This window comes from Lichenihabitans sp. PAMC28606 (assembly GCF_020616535.1).
GTDB classification, from domain to species: Bacteria; Pseudomonadota; Alphaproteobacteria; order Rhizobiales; family Beijerinckiaceae; genus Lichenihabitans; species Lichenihabitans psoromatis.
The window spans coordinates 3,903,372-3,919,392 of sequence record NZ_CP085136.1 but is presented as its reverse complement, the minus strand read 5'-3'; the positions used below and the strand labels follow the sequence as shown (position 1 = coordinate 3,919,392).

Annotated in this window: 18 protein-coding genes; 11 read left to right on the top strand and 7 right to left on the bottom strand. The window is 63.0% G+C overall.

Going from position 1 to position 16,021, the window contains the following annotated elements; all coding sequences use genetic code 11:
- Positions 1–52: 52 nt before the first annotated feature.
- Entirely contained in the window at positions 53–1,219 is a 1,167-nt protein-coding gene (locus LGH83_RS18450) for an FAD-dependent oxidoreductase (protein ID WP_227399879.1), read from the top strand.
- On the opposite strand, the gene LGH83_RS18445 is transcribed toward LGH83_RS18450, so the two are convergent.
- On the bottom strand, positions 1,216–2,016 hold the full coding sequence (locus LGH83_RS18445) for a helix-turn-helix transcriptional regulator (protein WP_227399878.1): 801 nt from the start codon (positions 2,014–2,016) through the stop codon (positions 1,216–1,218). The two genes, LGH83_RS18450 and LGH83_RS18445, sit on opposite strands and share 4 nt — an antisense overlap.
- An 87-nt stretch (positions 2,017–2,103) precedes the next feature.
- On the opposite strand from LGH83_RS18445, the gene LGH83_RS18440 reads away from it, so the two are divergent.
- Complete coding sequence (locus LGH83_RS18440; RefSeq protein WP_227399877.1) at positions 2,104–2,880, top strand: class I SAM-dependent methyltransferase; 777 nt, start codon at positions 2,104–2,106, stop codon at positions 2,878–2,880.
- Positions 2,881–2,889: 9 nt separating this feature from the next.
- Here the strand turns inward: LGH83_RS18440 and LGH83_RS18435 are convergent, their stop codons facing one another.
- The 3 genes from LGH83_RS18435 to LGH83_RS18425 all read right to left on the bottom strand — a co-directional run bounded on the left by LGH83_RS18435 (position 2,890) and on the right by LGH83_RS18425 (position 5,817).
- The gene (locus tag LGH83_RS18435) at positions 2,890–3,057 is read right to left on the bottom strand and encodes a hypothetical protein (RefSeq protein WP_227399876.1); all 168 of its coding nucleotides are present in this window, start codon (positions 3,055–3,057) and stop codon (positions 2,890–2,892) included.
- A gap of 165 nt (positions 3,058–3,222) precedes the next feature.
- Positions 3,223–5,175 (bottom strand): acetate--CoA ligase, encoded by a 1,953-nt coding sequence (gene acs / locus LGH83_RS18430; protein ID WP_227399875.1) that lies wholly within the window; start codon positions 5,173–5,175, stop codon positions 3,223–3,225.
- Positions 5,176–5,307: 132 nt separating this feature from the next.
- Complete coding sequence (locus LGH83_RS18425; protein WP_131195667.1) at positions 5,308–5,817, bottom strand: hypothetical protein; 510 nt, start codon at positions 5,815–5,817, stop codon at positions 5,308–5,310.
- Positions 5,818–6,121: 304 nt separating this feature from the next.
- On the opposite strand from LGH83_RS18425, the gene LGH83_RS18420 reads away from it, so the two are divergent.
- The 6 genes from LGH83_RS18420 to LGH83_RS18395 all read left to right on the top strand — a co-directional run bounded on the left by LGH83_RS18420 (position 6,122) and on the right by LGH83_RS18395 (position 11,077).
- Entirely contained in the window at positions 6,122–6,715 is a 594-nt protein-coding gene (locus tag LGH83_RS18420) for a LemA family protein (protein ID WP_227401918.1), read from the top strand.
- Positions 6,716–6,779: 64 nt separating this feature from the next.
- Positions 6,780–7,568: a TPM domain-containing protein gene (locus tag LGH83_RS18415; protein WP_227399874.1), complete on the top strand. Its 789-nt coding sequence runs from the start codon at positions 6,780–6,782 to the stop codon at positions 7,566–7,568.
- 2 nt (positions 7,569–7,570) lie between these two features.
- Positions 7,571–8,176, top strand: a complete 606-nt coding sequence (locus tag LGH83_RS18410) for a TPM domain-containing protein (RefSeq protein ID WP_227399873.1) — start codon at positions 7,571–7,573, stop codon at positions 8,174–8,176.
- A 110-nt stretch (positions 8,177–8,286) separates the two neighbouring features.
- Positions 8,287–9,018 (top strand): ATP-binding cassette domain-containing protein, encoded by a 732-nt coding sequence (locus LGH83_RS18405; protein ID WP_413771071.1) that lies wholly within the window; start codon positions 8,287–8,289, stop codon positions 9,016–9,018.
- The gene (locus tag LGH83_RS18400; RefSeq protein WP_227399872.1) at positions 9,018–10,052 is read left to right on the top strand and encodes an ABC transporter permease; all 1,035 of its coding nucleotides are present in this window, start codon (positions 9,018–9,020) and stop codon (positions 10,050–10,052) included. Before LGH83_RS18405 ends, LGH83_RS18400 begins: the two co-directional genes overlap by 1 nt.
- Before the next feature lie 80 nt (positions 10,053–10,132).
- Positions 10,133–11,077, top strand: a complete 945-nt coding sequence (locus LGH83_RS18395) for a sugar-binding protein (protein ID WP_227401917.1) — start codon at positions 10,133–10,135, stop codon at positions 11,075–11,077.
- Between the two features lie 72 nt (positions 11,078–11,149).
- On the opposite strand, the gene LGH83_RS18390 is transcribed toward LGH83_RS18395, so the two are convergent.
- The 3 genes from LGH83_RS18390 to leuD all read right to left on the bottom strand — a co-directional run bounded on the left by LGH83_RS18390 (position 11,150) and on the right by leuD (position 13,309).
- Entirely contained in the window at positions 11,150–12,286 is a 1,137-nt protein-coding gene (locus LGH83_RS18390; RefSeq protein WP_227399871.1) for a lytic murein transglycosylase, read from the bottom strand.
- Between the two features lie 136 nt (positions 12,287–12,422).
- Complete coding sequence (locus LGH83_RS18385) at positions 12,423–12,617, bottom strand: hypothetical protein (protein ID WP_131114961.1); 195 nt, start codon at positions 12,615–12,617, stop codon at positions 12,423–12,425.
- Between the two features lie 86 nt (positions 12,618–12,703).
- Entirely contained in the window at positions 12,704–13,309 is a 606-nt protein-coding gene (gene leuD, locus LGH83_RS18380) for a 3-isopropylmalate dehydratase small subunit (RefSeq protein ID WP_227399870.1), read from the bottom strand.
- A gap of 167 nt (positions 13,310–13,476) precedes the next feature.
- Between leuD and LGH83_RS18375 the strand changes: the two genes are divergently transcribed.
- The 3 genes from LGH83_RS18375 to LGH83_RS18365 are packed head-to-tail and all read left to right on the top strand — an operon-like array spanning position 13,477 to position 16,015.
- A complete protein-coding gene (locus LGH83_RS18375; protein WP_227401916.1) occupies positions 13,477–14,157 on the top strand; it encodes a class I SAM-dependent methyltransferase in 681 nt (226 codons plus the stop codon).
- Between the two features lie 50 nt (positions 14,158–14,207).
- Entirely contained in the window at positions 14,208–14,897 is a 690-nt protein-coding gene (locus LGH83_RS18370; protein WP_227399869.1) for a DUF1007 family protein, read from the top strand.
- Positions 14,894–16,015 carry a nickel/cobalt transporter gene (locus LGH83_RS18365; RefSeq protein ID WP_227399868.1) on the top strand — a complete coding sequence of 374 codons (1,122 nt, stop codon included), beginning with the start codon at positions 14,894–14,896 and terminating at the stop codon, positions 16,013–16,015. The genes LGH83_RS18370 and LGH83_RS18365 overlap by 4 nt, the downstream gene beginning before the upstream one ends.
- Positions 16,016–16,021 lie beyond the last annotated feature (6 nt).

The following is a 16,021-nucleotide window of genomic DNA, read 5'->3' as shown; positions in this document are numbered from 1 at the left end:
TATCTCAGCCTTGTATATGTAAACGCATGTTTACATCAGCGAGGGCCGCAAAATGCAATCCCTTCCAAGTTCGACCGACATCCTCATCGTGGGCGCAGGCCCAAGCGGGCTTGCGCTTGCGGCGGAACTCCGGCGTCAAGGCGCGTCGGCGCTGTTGATTGACCGCCAGACCGAGGGCGCCAACACGTCGCGCGCCGCGGTCGTGCATGCCCGCACGCTCGAAGTGCTCGAACCGCTCGGCGCTACCGAGGCGCTGCTTGGCATCGGCTTGATTGTACCGACCTTTCAGGTTCGAGACCGGGACAATCTCCTGCTGAGCGTCGACTTCGCCGACCTGCCGACGCGATACCCCTATGCGCTTCTCTGTCCTCAGAACAAGACCGAAGCGGTGCTTCTGGATCGCCTTCACAGCCTCGGCGGCGAGGTGGTTCGGCCTGTCGACGTCTCGACCGTCCGGCAGGGCCCGTTAGGAGCGGCCGTCGATATGACGATCGATGGGTCGACCCGGACGATCGAGACAAAGTGGTTGATCGGTTGCGACGGCATGAACTCGATCGTTCGTGAGCAGAGCGGCATCGGTTTTGCCGGCGCCGCATATCCTCAGGATTTCGTCCTCGCGGATGTGCGGATGGACTGGCCGCTCCCTCGCGACGAGGTCGACCTTTTTCTCTCACCTGATGGTCTGATGGTGGTGGCGCCGCTGCCGGACGATAGATTTCGCGTTGTCGCGACCGTGACCCATGCGCCCGAGCATCCCACGATCGACGCCATCGAAGCGATCCTCCGCCAACGTGGGCCGTCGACGTCGAGCGCCATTCGGGTTCACGATCTCATCTGGAGTTCCCGGTTCCGGGTTCACCATCGCATCAGTGATATGCCGCGAAAAGGTCGCGTGCTGCTCTGCGGAGATGCCGCTCATGTGCATAGCCCGGCCGGAGGCCAAGGCATGAACACTGGCATCCAAGATGCGGTCGCTCTCGCCGTGCCCCTGATCGAGGCAGTCAGGTCCGGCGACGACGGCGGTCTCGATGCCTGGGCAAAGGCAAGGCATGCAATCGCCGAAGACGTGGTCAAGACCACCGACAGGATCACGCAAGTCGGCTTGTTGCGCTCCGGGCCTGCGCAAGCGGTTCGGAACACCGCCTTCAGCTTGCTGGGGCACATTCCGGCCGCAACCTCGGCGCTCGCTCGTAAGATCGCCGAAATCGACAATCGCTAGATCACGCCCTTATCCACCAACATCACGAGCTTGTGGCCTGGAAAACCGGCCGGCGCGAGTGTGACTTGCTTGTAATGCCGCAAGCCGTGATCCGGATGGTCGAACGACCGTTCGCCGCCTTCGCGCGCCAGCACCGCCTGATCGGCCCAGAGGGCCGCAAAAGCGGCACTCGCCTCGCTCAATCGCGCCACCAAGGCTTGAAGCGCCGGATCGTCTCGACTGCGGCCGGTATCGGCCCGGAACTCGGCGACGATGCGGCGGGCACGATGATCCCAATCCGGAATCAAGCGCCTCGCGGCAGGTGACAGGAACACAAAACCGAGCAGGCATGGCTCGTGTCCGTCGATCCATTCGGCGAATAGGTCGGCGGCCGGTGCGTTCCAGGCGCGAATGGCCCAGAGCCGGTCGAGCAGGTAGGCGGGCGCCGACGAGGCGTCGAGCGCCTGCTGCAAGACTGCGATCGGTCCCGCATCGGTCTGCTCGTCGGCAAAGGCGGCGGGATCCCGCTTTTCCGTCAACTCGAAGAGGTAGGCCCGCTCGGCCAGCGTCAGATGCAGCGCATCCGCCATGCGAGCGAGGGCGGCCGGCGAGACCGAGATATCGCGCCCCTGCTCGATCCAGGCATACCAGGTCGGGCTCATGCCACAGATCTGCGCCACCTCCTCGCGGCGAAGTCCGGGTGTCCGCCGTCGACCATGGCGGGCCGGGGCGAGACCGACATCGGCAGCCGTCAGCCGCTCGCGATGGCGACGGAGGAAAGCGCCGAGCAGGCGTCGATGATCGTCACGGGAGGACATTCTGGTGCAGCTTATACCAGGATAAGCTGCCAACTTGTTCCCGTTTCTCACAAGCGCCAGATACGTCCGGACCGAGGAGGATCCCCCATGAGCCAGACCCAAAGCCAACATGACTTTGTTGTCGACCATTACGCGCCGCGCGCGTCGGCCTACGTGACGAGCGCGGTGCATAGCGGCGGCGCCGATCTCGACCAGATCGAAGCCTTCGTGCGCGGCGCCAGCGAGGCCCGCGTGCTCGATCTCGGCTGCGGCGGCGGTCACGTCAGCTACCGCGCCGCGCCGCATGTACGCGAGGTCGTGGCCTGCGATCTGACGCCCGACATGCTGACTGAGGTGTCGCGTACGGCGGCCGAGCGTGGGCTGGCCAATATCGCGGTTCAACAAGCGCCGGCCGAGCGCCTGCCCTTCGCGGACGGGAGCTTCGATATCGTGCTCTGCCGCTTCACGACGCATCATTGGCACGATGCGGAGGCGGGCCTGCGGGAAGCGCGCCGCGTGCTGAAGCCGACCGGGCGGGCGTTGTTCAGCGATATCGTTTCGCCTGGGCACCCCCTGCTTGACACCCATCTCCAGACTGTCGAATTGCTGCGCGACCCATCCCATGTCCGCAACTATTCGGCGGCCGAGTGGATCGCCAAGCTCATGGCTGCGGGGTTTTCGGCGCAGTCCTTGACGCCGCGCAAATTGCGAATGGAATTCGGCGTTTGGACCGCCCGGACCAAGGTGCCGGAGGATTTCGCCTCCGTGATCCGGCAGCTTCAGGTCAAGGCCAGCGCGGCAGTCCGGCAGCATTTCGGGATCACCCCCGACGGCAGTTTCGATCTCGACTCGCTGACGATCGAAGCGGTGCCTACAACGCTCTAGGACGCGCGATCAGCCTCGGGCGAAATCGGCCTCGATTGAGACAGACGCCACCTCGCCAGCGTGAGCCGGCGCGGAGGCGCAAGCCACGATCAGGGCCGCAAAGGCGACGATCAGGGCGACCAGAAGATCCGCCCAATTCGGCCGGGAGCGGACGTTGGCCCGCAAGGAAAAACTCATCAAACGCTCCCCGCTGGTCTTGCCAGTTGCTGAGCGTCAACTTCGCCGAATGTCGTGAACCTGGTGTTACGTCCGGCGTCCCGATCGGTGGATGTCGGGGAAAAGCCCCCGCAAAGGTGAATCGTTTACATTACGCCGCAAACAGGCGGCCGTGGACGCCCGCCGTTAACGTTTGGGCTCAGGCGCGCTCTGCCGGTTGGCCACGAGGTCGTCGACGACGGCCGGATCGGCGAGGGTCGAGACATCGCCCAGCGCGCCGAGTTCGTTTTCGGCGATCTTCCGCAGGATGCGCCGCATGATCTTGCCCGAGCGGGTTTTGGGGAGCCCCGGTGCGAACTGGATGACGTCCGGGCTCGCGATCGCACCGATCTGCTTGCGGACATGAGCGACAAGATCGAGGCGCAACGGCTCGGTGGCCTCGACGCCCTGCATCAACGTCACATAGGCATAGATGCCCTGCCCCTTGATGGGATGCGGAAAGCCGACGACGGCCGCCTCCGATACCGTGTCATGCGCCACCAGCGCGCTCTCGACCTCGGCGGTTCCCATCCGGTGCCCGGAGACGTTGATGACGTCATCGACCCGGCCCGTGATCCAGTAATATCCATCCTGGTCGCGGCGGCATCCATCCCCAGTGAAATATTTGCCCGGATAGGCGCTGAAATAGGTTTCCTCGAACCGCTTGTGATCACCGTAGATGGTGCGCATCTGGCCGGGCCAGCTGTCGGCGATCAGAAGATTGCCTTCCGCGACCCCGTCGATCACAAGGCCGTTGGCATCGACGATTTCGGGGCGGACGCCGAAGAATGGTTTTGCGGCAGAGCCCGCTTTCATGGCCATGGCGCCCGGCAGTGGCGTAATCATGATGCCGCCTGTCTCGGTCTGCCACCATGTATCGACGATCGGCAGCCGGCTTTCCCCGACGACGCGATAATACCACTCCCACGCCTCTGGATTGATCGGTTCGCCGACCGAGCCGAGTAGACGCAAGGAGGCACGGCTGGTTGCCTTCACGGGAGCCTCGCCGGCGCCCATCAAGGCCCGGATCGCGGTCGGGGCCGTGTAGAAGATCGTGACCTTGTGCTTGTCGACGATCTCCCAACAGCGCGACAGGCTCGGATAGACCGGAATTCCCTCGAACAGGACCGTTGTGCCGCCGTTTGCGAGCGGCCCGTAGACCGAATAGGAATGCCCCGTCACCCAGCCGACGTCGGCGGTGCACCAATAGACGTCATCCTCCTTGAGGTCGAAGACGTGCTGATGCGTCATCGAGGCCCAGACGAGGTAGCCGCCGGTGGTGTGCAGCACACCCTTCGGCCGCCCGGTCGAGCCCGACGTGTAGAGCAGGAACAGCGGGTCCTCCGCGTTCATCACCTCGAAGGCGCAATCGTCCGAGACCGCTTCGGCGGCCTCGTGGTACCAGACGTCGCGCCCCTCCTTCATGGTGACGGAGTTGCCGGTCCGCTTGACGACGATCAACGTCTCGACGCTGGCGCACCGCTCGGCGGCCGCGTCGGCATTGGCTTTCAGCGGAATGGTCTTGCCGCCGCGCAACCCCTCGTCTGCCGTGATGACGAGCTTCGAGCCGCAATCGTCGATGCGACCACTGAGCGCCTCGGGCGAGAAACCGCCGAACACCACCGAATGGACCGCTCCGATCCGGGCGCAGGCCAGCATCGCATAAGCGGCCTCCGGGATCATCGGCATGTAGATCGTGACCGCGTCGCCTTTGCGGACACCATGATGCTTCAGCACATTCGCGAAACGGCCCACATGGGCATGCAACTGCCGATAGGTGATGCGCGCTGATTGGACCGGATCGTCGCCCTCCCAGATAATCGCGACCTTGTCGCCGCGCGTTTCGAGATGCCGGTCGATACAGTTCATCGCGACGTTGGTGAACCCGTCGCCGAACCACTCGATCGACACCTGATGGGGCGCGAAGGAGGTATTCTTCACCCGCGTGTAGGGCGTGATCCAGTCGATGCGCTTGCCGTGATGCCCCCAGAATGCCTCGGGATCATGCACCGACTGTTCGTACATCGCGGCGTAATCATCCGCCGAGATCGACGCGGCCCGCGCGAAAGCCTCGGGAACCGGGTGGGAAAATTCGGACATGTCACTCCCCGCGACGGGGAAGCATGCCCCGGTGCTTTTTTGTTCGTTCGGGGATCATTATGCGCGAACCGGGACGCTGGACAAGCGCCCGGCTTGAAGCCGGAGCGTCGCGCGGGGGCGACGCAATCCCGCCTACTGACATTCCTTAGTGGCCAAGGCGAGCGCCTGAGCAATGCCGCTGAGCGCGTAGGTGTCGGTCGCGGACCCGCCCTTGGCCATTGCCACCTTGACGATCAAGCGACCGTTTTTTTTCATCGCGTCGATGAAGCGGGTTTCATCCGCCGCATTCTTGACGAAGGCGTTTTGACCCTTGGAAAGCAGGTCGAAGCTGGTCGAGCCCAGCGTTGCCTTGCCGTCCGCGGCGCCTTCCTTCAACGACACGCCCATGATGACCGAGATTTCGTTTTTGACATTTTCGGCCGGCCGATTCGAAATGAAGATATGGGCCGCGACCTTCTTCAAGCTTGCGGGGGACCGGTCCTTCGGCTGCGCCAGGGCGTAGCAGACCTTGGCTTTGCCGGGTGTTTTGTAGACGCTCCAGTCTCCGAACGTCCCCACGAGAGCGGGCGTCGTGCTCTCGGCCGGAGCGGCCGCCGGCTTGGCCGCATGGCGCGAGCGGGCCTCAGCCAAAGTCGGAGACATTACGATCGAAGCGACCGCCGCCAGCCCCAAAAGGCAGAGACGACCCGTGTTGTTCGAGCTGATCATGGAACGAGTTGAACTCCCAGCGAAGCTTGACGCGCGAACACGGCCTTAGCACGCAATGATTTAACGATGTGGAAACCAAGCCCGAGGATGGCGGCGAAAATGCGGATCCGCGCCGCATTGAAGGGTGCCGCATGGCTGATCTCGATCAGCGATCCCAGCGAACCTTCCGGCTCCTGCTTAGTTTAAGGTGTGGGCCGGGCGCGACGACGCGCAAGGCATGTCCAGGGGCCGTTCGACCATGTCTATACTTTCGCGTTTGCTTGCTGCCGCCGTGCTCATCACGATGGGCACCACCCTGTCGGGATGCGGCTATAATAATATTCCGACCCGCGAGGAACAGGCAAAGGCGAGCTGGGCCGAGGTGCAGAATCAATATCAGCGCCGCGCCGACGTGATCCCGAACCTCGTCAGCACGGTGCAGGGCTATGCCAAGCAGGAGAAGGACGTGCTGACCTCGGTGGTCGAAGCGCGCGCCAAGGCCACCCAGGTCAAGATCGACGCCTCGCAGCTCACCGACCCGGATAAGCTGAAGCAGTTTCAGGATGCCCAGAACCAGCTGTCGGGCGCCTTGGGCCGCTTGCTCGCCGTGAGTGAGAATTATCCTGACTTGAAATCCAACCAGAACTTCCTGGCGTTGCAATCGCAGCTCGAAGGAACCGAAAACCGCATCGCCGTCGCGCGCCGCGACTACATCGAGAACGTGCGCGTGTTCAACACCACACTGCGGACCTTCCCGGACGTGATCTGGCAGACGCTGGTGTTCCACGACAAGCCGCTGGCCGAGTTCACCGCGACGTCGGGCTCGGAAACACCGCCGCAAGTGAAGTTCTGACCGGGGCGATATAATGCAGGCGCGTCTCGATAGGCCAGCCGTAGGAGCCGCGCAGGCCGGCAAAATGCCGTCAGCTATCCTGGTCTGGCTGGCTGTGTTCATAGGCTGGGTCGTCATCGCGACGCTTCCGGCTCTGGCGGAAGACGCTTATCCGGCCCTGACCGGGCGGGTTGTGGATCATGCCAACGTCATTCCGCCGGTCTCGCGGGACGCGCTCGACGCGAAATTAAAAGCGCTGGAGGATAAGTCCGGCATCCAATTGGTGGTCGCGACTGTCCCCTCGCTGGGCGGCAACGAGATCGAGCCCTATGCCAACGGCCTGTTCAGGTCCTGGAAGCTCGGGGAGCAGAAGAAGAACAACGGCGTTCTTCTTCTGGTGGCCCCGACGGAGCATAAAGTCCGGATCGAGGTCGGCTATGGGCTCGAAGGCACGCTGACCGACGCTCTGTCGAAGATCATCATCACCAACGCGATGGTGCCGCGATTTAAAACCAATGATTATGCAGGCGGGATCGATCGCGGCACCGACGATATCATCACGGTGCTGACAACCGACTCGGCCGAGTGGCAGAAACGCCCCGAATTGCGGGCGCAGGAGCAAGGCTCGACTCTCGATGAGTTGATGCCGTTTTTGGTGATGGGCGTGTTCGTCATCGTCATCGTCTATCTCAACAGACAAACGGGCCTGCGGGCTGGGGGGCGCGGCGGCCGAGGCGGGATCGTGTTCCTGCCGACCGGCGGCTCCGGCTGGGGCGGTGGCTTTGGGGGCGGCGGCTTCGGAGGCGGCGATGGTGGCGGCTTTTCCGGCGGAGGCGGCTCGTCGGGTGGCGGTGGTGCATCGGGGGGATGGTGATCATGGATACGGCCGACCACCAGATGATCGCCGATGCGGTTCGCGCAGCGGAAGCCGGAACCAGTGCCGAACTGGTCTGCGTGATGGCGCGAACGTCATCCAACTACGAATTTTTTCCGCTCGTGTGGGCGGCTCTTCTGGCGCTGGCGGCGCCCTGGTTCATGATCGAATTCACGCTGTGGTCGATCGAGCGGGTCTTCGTGGTGCAACTCGTTCTGTTCGCGGTTCTTCTGCTCGCCTTATCGGTTCCGGCGATCCGCATGATGCTCGTGCCGCGCGCGTTGATGCGAAAACGCGCCCATCGGGCTGCGGCAGAGCAGTTTCTGCTGCGCGGGCTGACGCGCAAACGCGACCGCACAGGCGTCCTGATCTTCGTATCCGAGGCGGAACGCTACGCGCGAATCATCGCCGATGACGGGGTTGCCAAGCGCATCGACCCAAAGGAATGGCGGGCGCCAGTCGAGGTCCTGGTGCGGCATGCCCGCGCCGATCGGATCGCGGATGGATATGTCGAAGCCGTCGCGCTCTGCGGGCGTCTTTTGGCCGACCAGTTCCCGCCCTCGTCGGATCCCGCCAACGAACTCAGCGACAGCTTCTATGTGATTTGATATTGCGTTCCGGGCGTCAGCGCTTTCTAATAAACTGACTAAAATAAAAACGCCCGGGAGGCGACACGTTGAGCGCAATTTCTGCAGCAAGCCGGGAGTCTGTCCCGGTTTTGCAATTATCTGGCATCGGCAAGGAGTTTGGCGCGATTCGCGCTCTGCACGATGTCGATCTGACGATCAAGCCGGGCGACGTGGTTGGCCTGATGGGCGACAATGGCGCGGGCAAATCGACGCTCGTCAAGATCATCGCCGGTAACTTTCACCCCACGCATGGCACCATCCGCTTTGATGGCGTCGAACATCGATTCGACCGCCCGCTCGATGCACGCTCGGCCGGCATCGAAGTCGTCTACCAAGATCTCGCGCTGTCCAATAACGTCAGCGCCGCCGCCAACGTGTTCCTCGGCCGCGAACTCGTCCGCAAGGTCGGCCCCTTTTCGTTCCTCGACCACAAGGCCATGAACACCCGCGCGCTCGAGCTCTTCAACGAGTTGAAGTCGGAGACGCGGCCCCGCGATTTGGTCAAGCAGATGTCGGGCGGCCAGCGTCAGGCGGTCGCGATCGCCCGAACGCGCCTGGCCAATGCCAAGCTTATCCTGATGGACGAGCCGACGGCCGCCATTTCGGTCCGCCAAGTGGCCGAAGTGCTCGATCTGATCCGTCGGCTCCGCGATCAGGGCGTCGCCGTCATTCTCATTTCGCATCGCATGCCGGATGTGTTTTCGGTCTGTGATCGCGTCGTAGTTCTCCGCCGAGGCGAAAAGCGAGCCGACAAGCTCGTGAAAGATTCCAGCCCTGAAGAAGTGACGGCCCTCATCACCGGCGCCAAGGAGTTTGCCTGATGTCGCAGGATGTGGCGCAACCCGTCTCCTTCGGCAACGTCGGGACAACACGTTGGTACAAGCGCGGCGCGTTCGGATCACAGACCGGCTATGTGGCGGTCGCTTTCGTCCTGATCACGCTGCTGGTCGCGATCTTCGCGCATAATTTCCTCTCTTACGGCAACCTGCTGAACACCTCGAAGAACTTCAGCTATATCGCGATCGTGGCGCTGGGCTCGACGCTCGTGATCATCACGGGCGGGATCGACCTGTCGGTCGGCTCGGTCATGGCGCTCGTGGCGGTCGCGACCGCCATGTTGATGAAGGCGCTGACCGGCACCTCGATCGCTTCCATTCCTTATGCGGTCATGATCGGGGCCGTGCTCGGCGGCATGGCGATCTCGGTCATCGTCGGCCTCATCAACGGCTTTCTGATCGCCAAGGTGCGTCTGTCGCCATTCGTGACGACCCTCGGGATGTTATCGATTTGTCGTGGTATCACCTACGTGATCACGCAGGGTCGCGGTCAAGCTCCCGACGGGCCGAATGTCGATACCTTCTACTCCCTGACGGACGGCAAGATTTTCGGCTTCCCGGTCCCCCTCGCCTATTTGCTCGTCCTTGCGATCATCATGGGCGTGGCGCTGCGCCACACGCGCTGGGGCCGCTACGTCTTTGTGCTCGGCGGCAACGAACGAGCAGCCGCCCTCACCGGCGTCGCCGTCGCTCGCGTCAAGATCTCGGTCTATGTCATCTGCGCCATGAGTGCCGGCTTTGCCGGCATCCTGATCGCGGGATGGCTCGGCTCGGCGCCTGCCAATCTCGCGACCGGCTATGAGCTCAAGATCATCGCGGCCTCGGTCATCGGCGGTGCCGATCTCGCGGGCGGCGTCGGTGGTCCCTTCGGCGCCATCATCGGTTCGGCGCTGATCGAAGTGATCCGCAACGGTCTCGCGCTGTTCGGAGCCGACACCTACTGGGAGCAGGTCTTCGTCGGCACCATCATCATTCTGGCCGTGCTGGTCGATCGTATCCGGACGCGCGAGCCCGAATAGGCGCGTCCTCCCTCTCTGGCCCGGACATGGTCCATCCGACGCCGACCGACAAAAGGACCCTTATGCTGGAGGATAAACGCTTGAAGAGCATGCTGCTGGCCGCCGTTGCGGTCGTCTCGTTGATGTCGGTCGCTCACGCCGCCGATGCCTATAAGTTCGCCCTCATCCCCAAGGGAATGGACAACCCCTACTTCGACCTGTCGCGCGATGGCTGCCAGGCTGAAGCCAAAAAGCTAGGTAACGTCACCTGCATCTACAAGGGACCGGCCACCCACGAGCCCGCGACGGAAGTGCAGATCACCCAGGATTTCATCACCCAGGGCATTGATGGGATCGCCATCTCGGTCGCGGATGCCGACTCCGTCATGAAGGTCATCAAGCAAGCGCGTGATGCCAACATTCCGGTCATCACCTTCGACGCCGATGCGGATAAATCCGCTCGCCAAGCTTATGTCGGGACCGACAACACGGAAATGGGCCGCGAACTTGGCCGCCAGTTGATCAAGGCCCATCCGAAAGCCGGCACCTTTGCGACCCAATCGGGTGGACCCGCGGCCGCCAACCTCAACGATCGCCTCAAGGGCCTCTACGAGGTGCTGAAAGGTGCGGGCTGGACCGAAGTCAAGGGATCGCCGGCGTTCTGTAACGACGATTCGGCGCTCGCAGCCCAGCAGCTGTCTGATTTTGCGACCGCCAATCCGGATATCGACGCCATCATCCCGATCGGCGGCTGGGCCTTGTTCGCGCCGAAGGCTTATAAATCCTTCGTCGATTCGAACATGGACAAGATGAAGGCCGGCAAGCTGCCGCTCGTCATGCCGGACACGCTGCCGGTCGAGCTGCAACTCCTGAAGGACGGCTATGTCAGCGTCCTCGTGGGTCAGCGCCCCTATGAGATGGGCGAAAAGGCGATGAACATGTTGGTCGCCCTGAAGAAAGGCGAAAAGGTTCCGGTCATGAACGCCGTCGGCCTCGACGTCGTCACCAAGGACAATGTCGACAAGTTCCTCTCCGCAGCGAAGTAAGCGGGTCTCCGACAAACGGGCCGGCGATCACGTCGATCGTCGGCCCATTCTTTGGTCTTCACACACTTAGCATTACCGCCCGTCGCGCAGGGCTTGCAGCAGTTTCTGACTGGCCCGGCCGTTGGCTGGCAACCCGACCCGGCCTTCATAATCCGCAATGGCTTCGAGCGTCTTGACGCCCATGACGCCGTCTGTGTTGCCGATCGCATAGCCCTTGGCCTGCAGCCGCGTCTGCACCTCGCGGCGGTCGATCCGCGACAAGCCCGGATCATCCACCGGCCACGGTGTCACGAAGGAGCCTGCCCCCTCGATCCGATCCGAGAGTGAGGCGATCGCGAGCGCATAGACCTCGGCGGCGTTATAAGCATAGATCGCGTCGAAGTTGCGCGTCACCAAAAAGGCAGGCCCTTGCGGACCTGCGGGAAGCAACAGCCCCACATCGGCTCCCGTCAACGGCCCACCATCGGCCTTCACGATGCCCTTAGCGGACCAGAAGGCGGGCGGATGCCGGTTCTTGCGACCCGATGGACCGGAATAGCCGGGCGGCAGTTTGACCTCGTAGCCCCAAACGACACCCGGGACCCAACCCGACTTCCGCAAATAATTCGCCGTGGTGCCGAGCGCATCCGGTACTGAATCGACGATATTTGGATGCCCGTTGCCATCGATGTCGACGGCGTTCCGAAGGAAGGTCGAGGGCATGAATTGGGTATGGCCGAACGCCCCGGCCCAAGAGCCGTTGAAGCGATCCGGCGCAGCATCGCCTGCTTGCAGGATCTTCAGGGCCGCGACGAATTCGGACTTGAAGTAATCCGGTCGCCGACCGTAGCAGCTCAGCGTCGCGAGAGACTGCACGATCGGCCGAAGCCCGAATGTCTTGCCGTAATCGGATTCGACGCCCCAGACCGCAACGAGGATCGAAGCATCCACCCCAAAGCGGGACTGAATGGATTTCAGGGCGGTGGCCCATTCGCGATATTTGGCTTTGCCGTCGCTCACGCGCTCGTCGTCGACCAAGCCGGCCATATAGTCCCACACCGCCGTATGGAACTCAGGCTGCTCGGTCTGAAAGTGGAGCACGTCGTTCGGCGTCAGGCTCGGGGCGATCGCGTCGAATGTCTCGCCCGCGACCCCGGCTGCTAAAGAGGCTTGCCGAAGCCCTGCGACGCAGGACGGAAAATTGTCCGTCGCTGGGGTTTGCGCGGCCACCCCGCTCACGCAGAAGAGTGATGCCGCTAGTCCGACAAGGATCCTTGATCGACAGACGTTTCGGATGTCGGGATATCGCATATCCGAAGTCTCGGGCAATCGAGCGTCTTTTGCAACGCTCGCTCTGCTCATGATGTTATTTCGAATCCGTCACTTCGTCGGCGGAATCATCCTGCAGCAGGATGTCGTCAAGCGAATCCGCGATGACGTCGAGTTGGTCACGCGATGCAAGCATCTCGAGCTTATTTCCGCTTTCGTCCTCAACGTGGAGCACGAATTCTTTTCCGGCCGAATCCACTTCGAAACGAGCGAGTTTTTTCTGGGCTGCCATGATGATCCCCTGTTGGCCGACTGAGGCTCAACGCCAGACAGGGAACAAGGTTCGGCAACGCCGGTCGCAGGGGACGCGGGCTCGCGTTAAGCCCAGGGCCGCGTCGTGGCCGCGGCTGTTTCGTAGTGATCGATCGACGGCTTCTTGGCCATGGTCAGACCGACGTCGTCCAGCCCTTCGATCATGCAATGTTTGCGGAACGGATCGAGCTCGAACGACACGGTGCCACCATCCGGCCCCTTGATGGTCTGCTCTTCGAGATTGATCGTCAGTGTCGCGTTGGAGCCGCGTGCGGCGTCGTCCATCAGAAGCGCGAGCTGATCGGGCGTGACGCGGATCGGCAGGATCCCGTTCTTGAAGCAGTTGTTATAGAAAATGTCGGCGAAGCTGGTCGAGATGACGCAGCGAATGCCGAAGTCGAGCAACGCCCAGGGCGCATGTTCACGCGATGAACCGCAGCCAAAATTATCGCCCGCCACCAGGATCTTGGCATGACGATAGGCCGGCTGGTTCAGCACGAAGTCGGGATTTTCTGAGCCGTCTTCGTTGAGGCGCAATTCGGCGAACAGCCCTTCACCGAGGCCGGTGCGCTTGATTGTCTTGAGATACTGCTTCGGGATGATCTTATCGGTGTCGATATTGGCCATATCAAGCGGCGCGGCGACGCCGGTCAGCACTGTGAATTTGTCCATACGAGGCCTCCGCGGCTGATCGATGTGTTTTTCAACCGTCGTCATTGCGCGTCACCGCCGGTCGGTCAAGCGGCTTCCGGTCAAAGCGCTTGACAGTTGACGGACACGCGGCACGGTGCGGCATGACCGACCTGATCACCGAAAGGGCCGAGCCCGGCGAAGGCGCGATGACCGCGTCCGACCGCAGAGGCTTCATCGTGGCACAGACGCGGCTGCGGCCGGTGCCACATGCGCCGGAGATCCAGCTTCATGTGGCCGATGAGGCGACCGAGCTTTGGCAAAAGACCGAAGACGAGCTTGGCGCGATCGGCCTGCCGCCGCCCTTCTGGGCTTTCGCATGGGCGGGCGGACAGGCGCTCGCTCGCTATCTGCTCGACAATCCGGATATCGTGCGCCGCAAGACCGTGCTGGATTTCGCCTCCGGCTCCGGCTTGGTCGCGATCGCCGCCGCGCTCGGGGGCGCGACCTCGGTCACGGCTGCCGAGATCGATGCGTTCGCCTCGAGCGCCATCGCGCTCAACGCCTCCGTCAATGCCGTCGACATCACGGTCCTGCTCGAGGATGTCGTCGGGCGCGACGATGGATGGGATGTGGTCACGGCCGGCGACGTGAGCTACGAGCGCGACATGGCGGCCCGCGTAACGGCGTGGCTGCATGGCCTATCGCGTCGGGGCGCCGTGGTGCTGATCGGCGATCCTGGTCGATCCTATCTGGCCCGTGATCTCCTCGAGTCACTCGCCACCTACGAGGTTCCGGTGACGCGGTCGCTGGAAGATGCCGACATCAAACAATCCAGCGTCTGGCGTTTCAAAGCCGATCGGCATCCCGCGCCCGCCGGGTCAGTCTGAGGTTTACGCCAATGCCTCGAATTCGCCGAAGTCGCCCCGCATCCCCATGCTTGGAGATCGGACCCTTTCGGCCGAGGAGAGCAGCCCTGACACCGCGAACCAAACGGGCCTTCGGCATTCTCATTGGCGTCAGCGCGATCGCGGTCGCCTCCGCCGCGTCGGCTCACCCTCACGTCTTTGTGGTCGCGAAAGAAGAGGTGATCTTCGGGACGGACGGCAAGGTGACGGGCATCCGCGCCGCATGGACGTTCGACGACATGTATTCGTCGTTTGCGATTCAGGGATTGGGCGATCCGAACAAGATCCTGACCACGGACGAGCTGGCGCCTCTGGCCAAGACCAATGTCGAGTCGCTTGCCGAATTCGGTTATTTCACAGTCGCCAAGGTGGCCGGCAAGGCCGTCCTGTTTAGCGACCCGACCGACTATCTGCTCGAAGAGACGCCGGACAAGCTCGTGACTCTGCATTTCACGCTGCCGCTGAAGGAACCCGCGGCGGCCAACCGAGCCTTCTCGCTGCAGGTCTACGATCCAACCTACTTTGTCTCCTTCGACTTCGCCGATAAGGACCCTGTGGCCTTGAAAAATGCCCCGAGCGGTTGCTCGTCGAGCGTCACGAAGCCGCGCTCCCTCGATAGCGGTGACAATCAAAAGCTATCGGAAGCTTTCTTCTCCAATATGTCGCCAGGAGTGGATTTCGGCATCAAACTGGCGAGCCGCATCATCGTGGCCTGCCCATGAGCCGGAATGGATCGACAGCCGTCCGCCTCGCCGCTGCGGCGGTGCTGCTCGTTACTGTCCTCGCGCCGCACCTCGCGTTCGCGCAGGCCCATAACCCGTTCGGGGTCGGCATTTCGGAAGGGGGCGGGAGCGCCAGCGGCATCACGGGTTGGATCCTGCAGCAACAGGTGGTGTTCGAGCGGCAGTTGTCGGCTGCGGTTCGTGCCACGAAGCAGGACGGCTCGGCGTTCTGGCTGTTGAGCGGGTTGAGCTTCGTCTATGGCGTGTTCCATGCGGCCGGCCCAGGGCACGGCAAGGCGGTCATGACCTCCTACCTCTTTGCCAACGAACGCGCGCTGAAACGCGGATTGGTGCTGACCTTGCTGGCCGCCCTGCTGCAAGGGTTGGTCGCGATCCTGCTGGTCGGCATTCTGGCGGTGGTGCTGCACGCGACGGCGCAGCGCATGAAAGATGCGGCCACGCTGGTCGAAAGCCTGAGCTATGCCAGCGTCGCGGTCCTCGGGGCCTGGCTGGTTTGGCACAAAGGCCGCGGCTTCATTCGGGCGCTGCGCGATCCGCCGCAGGATCTCGTGAGCGGATCCAGCAATTCCGGCAGCGCTCCGGTTCGGGCGCGACAGATCGCGGCAGCAGACCCCTGCGGCTGCCCTCCCCTGATGGCCTATACGGCGACCGGCAGCGGCGCCGCCGCAATCGCCATGACCAAGCCCCTGCCGATCTTCACGGCCCACCGGCATGACCCGAATTGCGGCCATTACCATGCGCCCGATGCCGCGACGCTCGGCGACGGCTTCTCATGGCGTCAAGCGATGCTGACCGTCGTGGCGGCAGGCGCCCGCCCCTGCTCGGGCGCCATCCTGGTGCTGGTCTTCTCTCTCGCCCAAGGCATCTTCGCGGCCGGTGTCGCGGCAACGCTGGCGATGTCGCTCGGAACAGCCATCACGACGGGCGCCATCGCGGGGATCGCAGTCCTGGCCAAGGATGTGGCGGTGCGGTTTGCCGCGCCTGAGACGCGGCGCGGCACTCTGGTAATCCGCGGGCTCGAAACCGCCGCCGCGGCGTTGGTTCTTATCGCCGGCCTCTCGCTGTTGCTCGGCTCTACAGCCATGGGCGGCGCTTGACGCCAC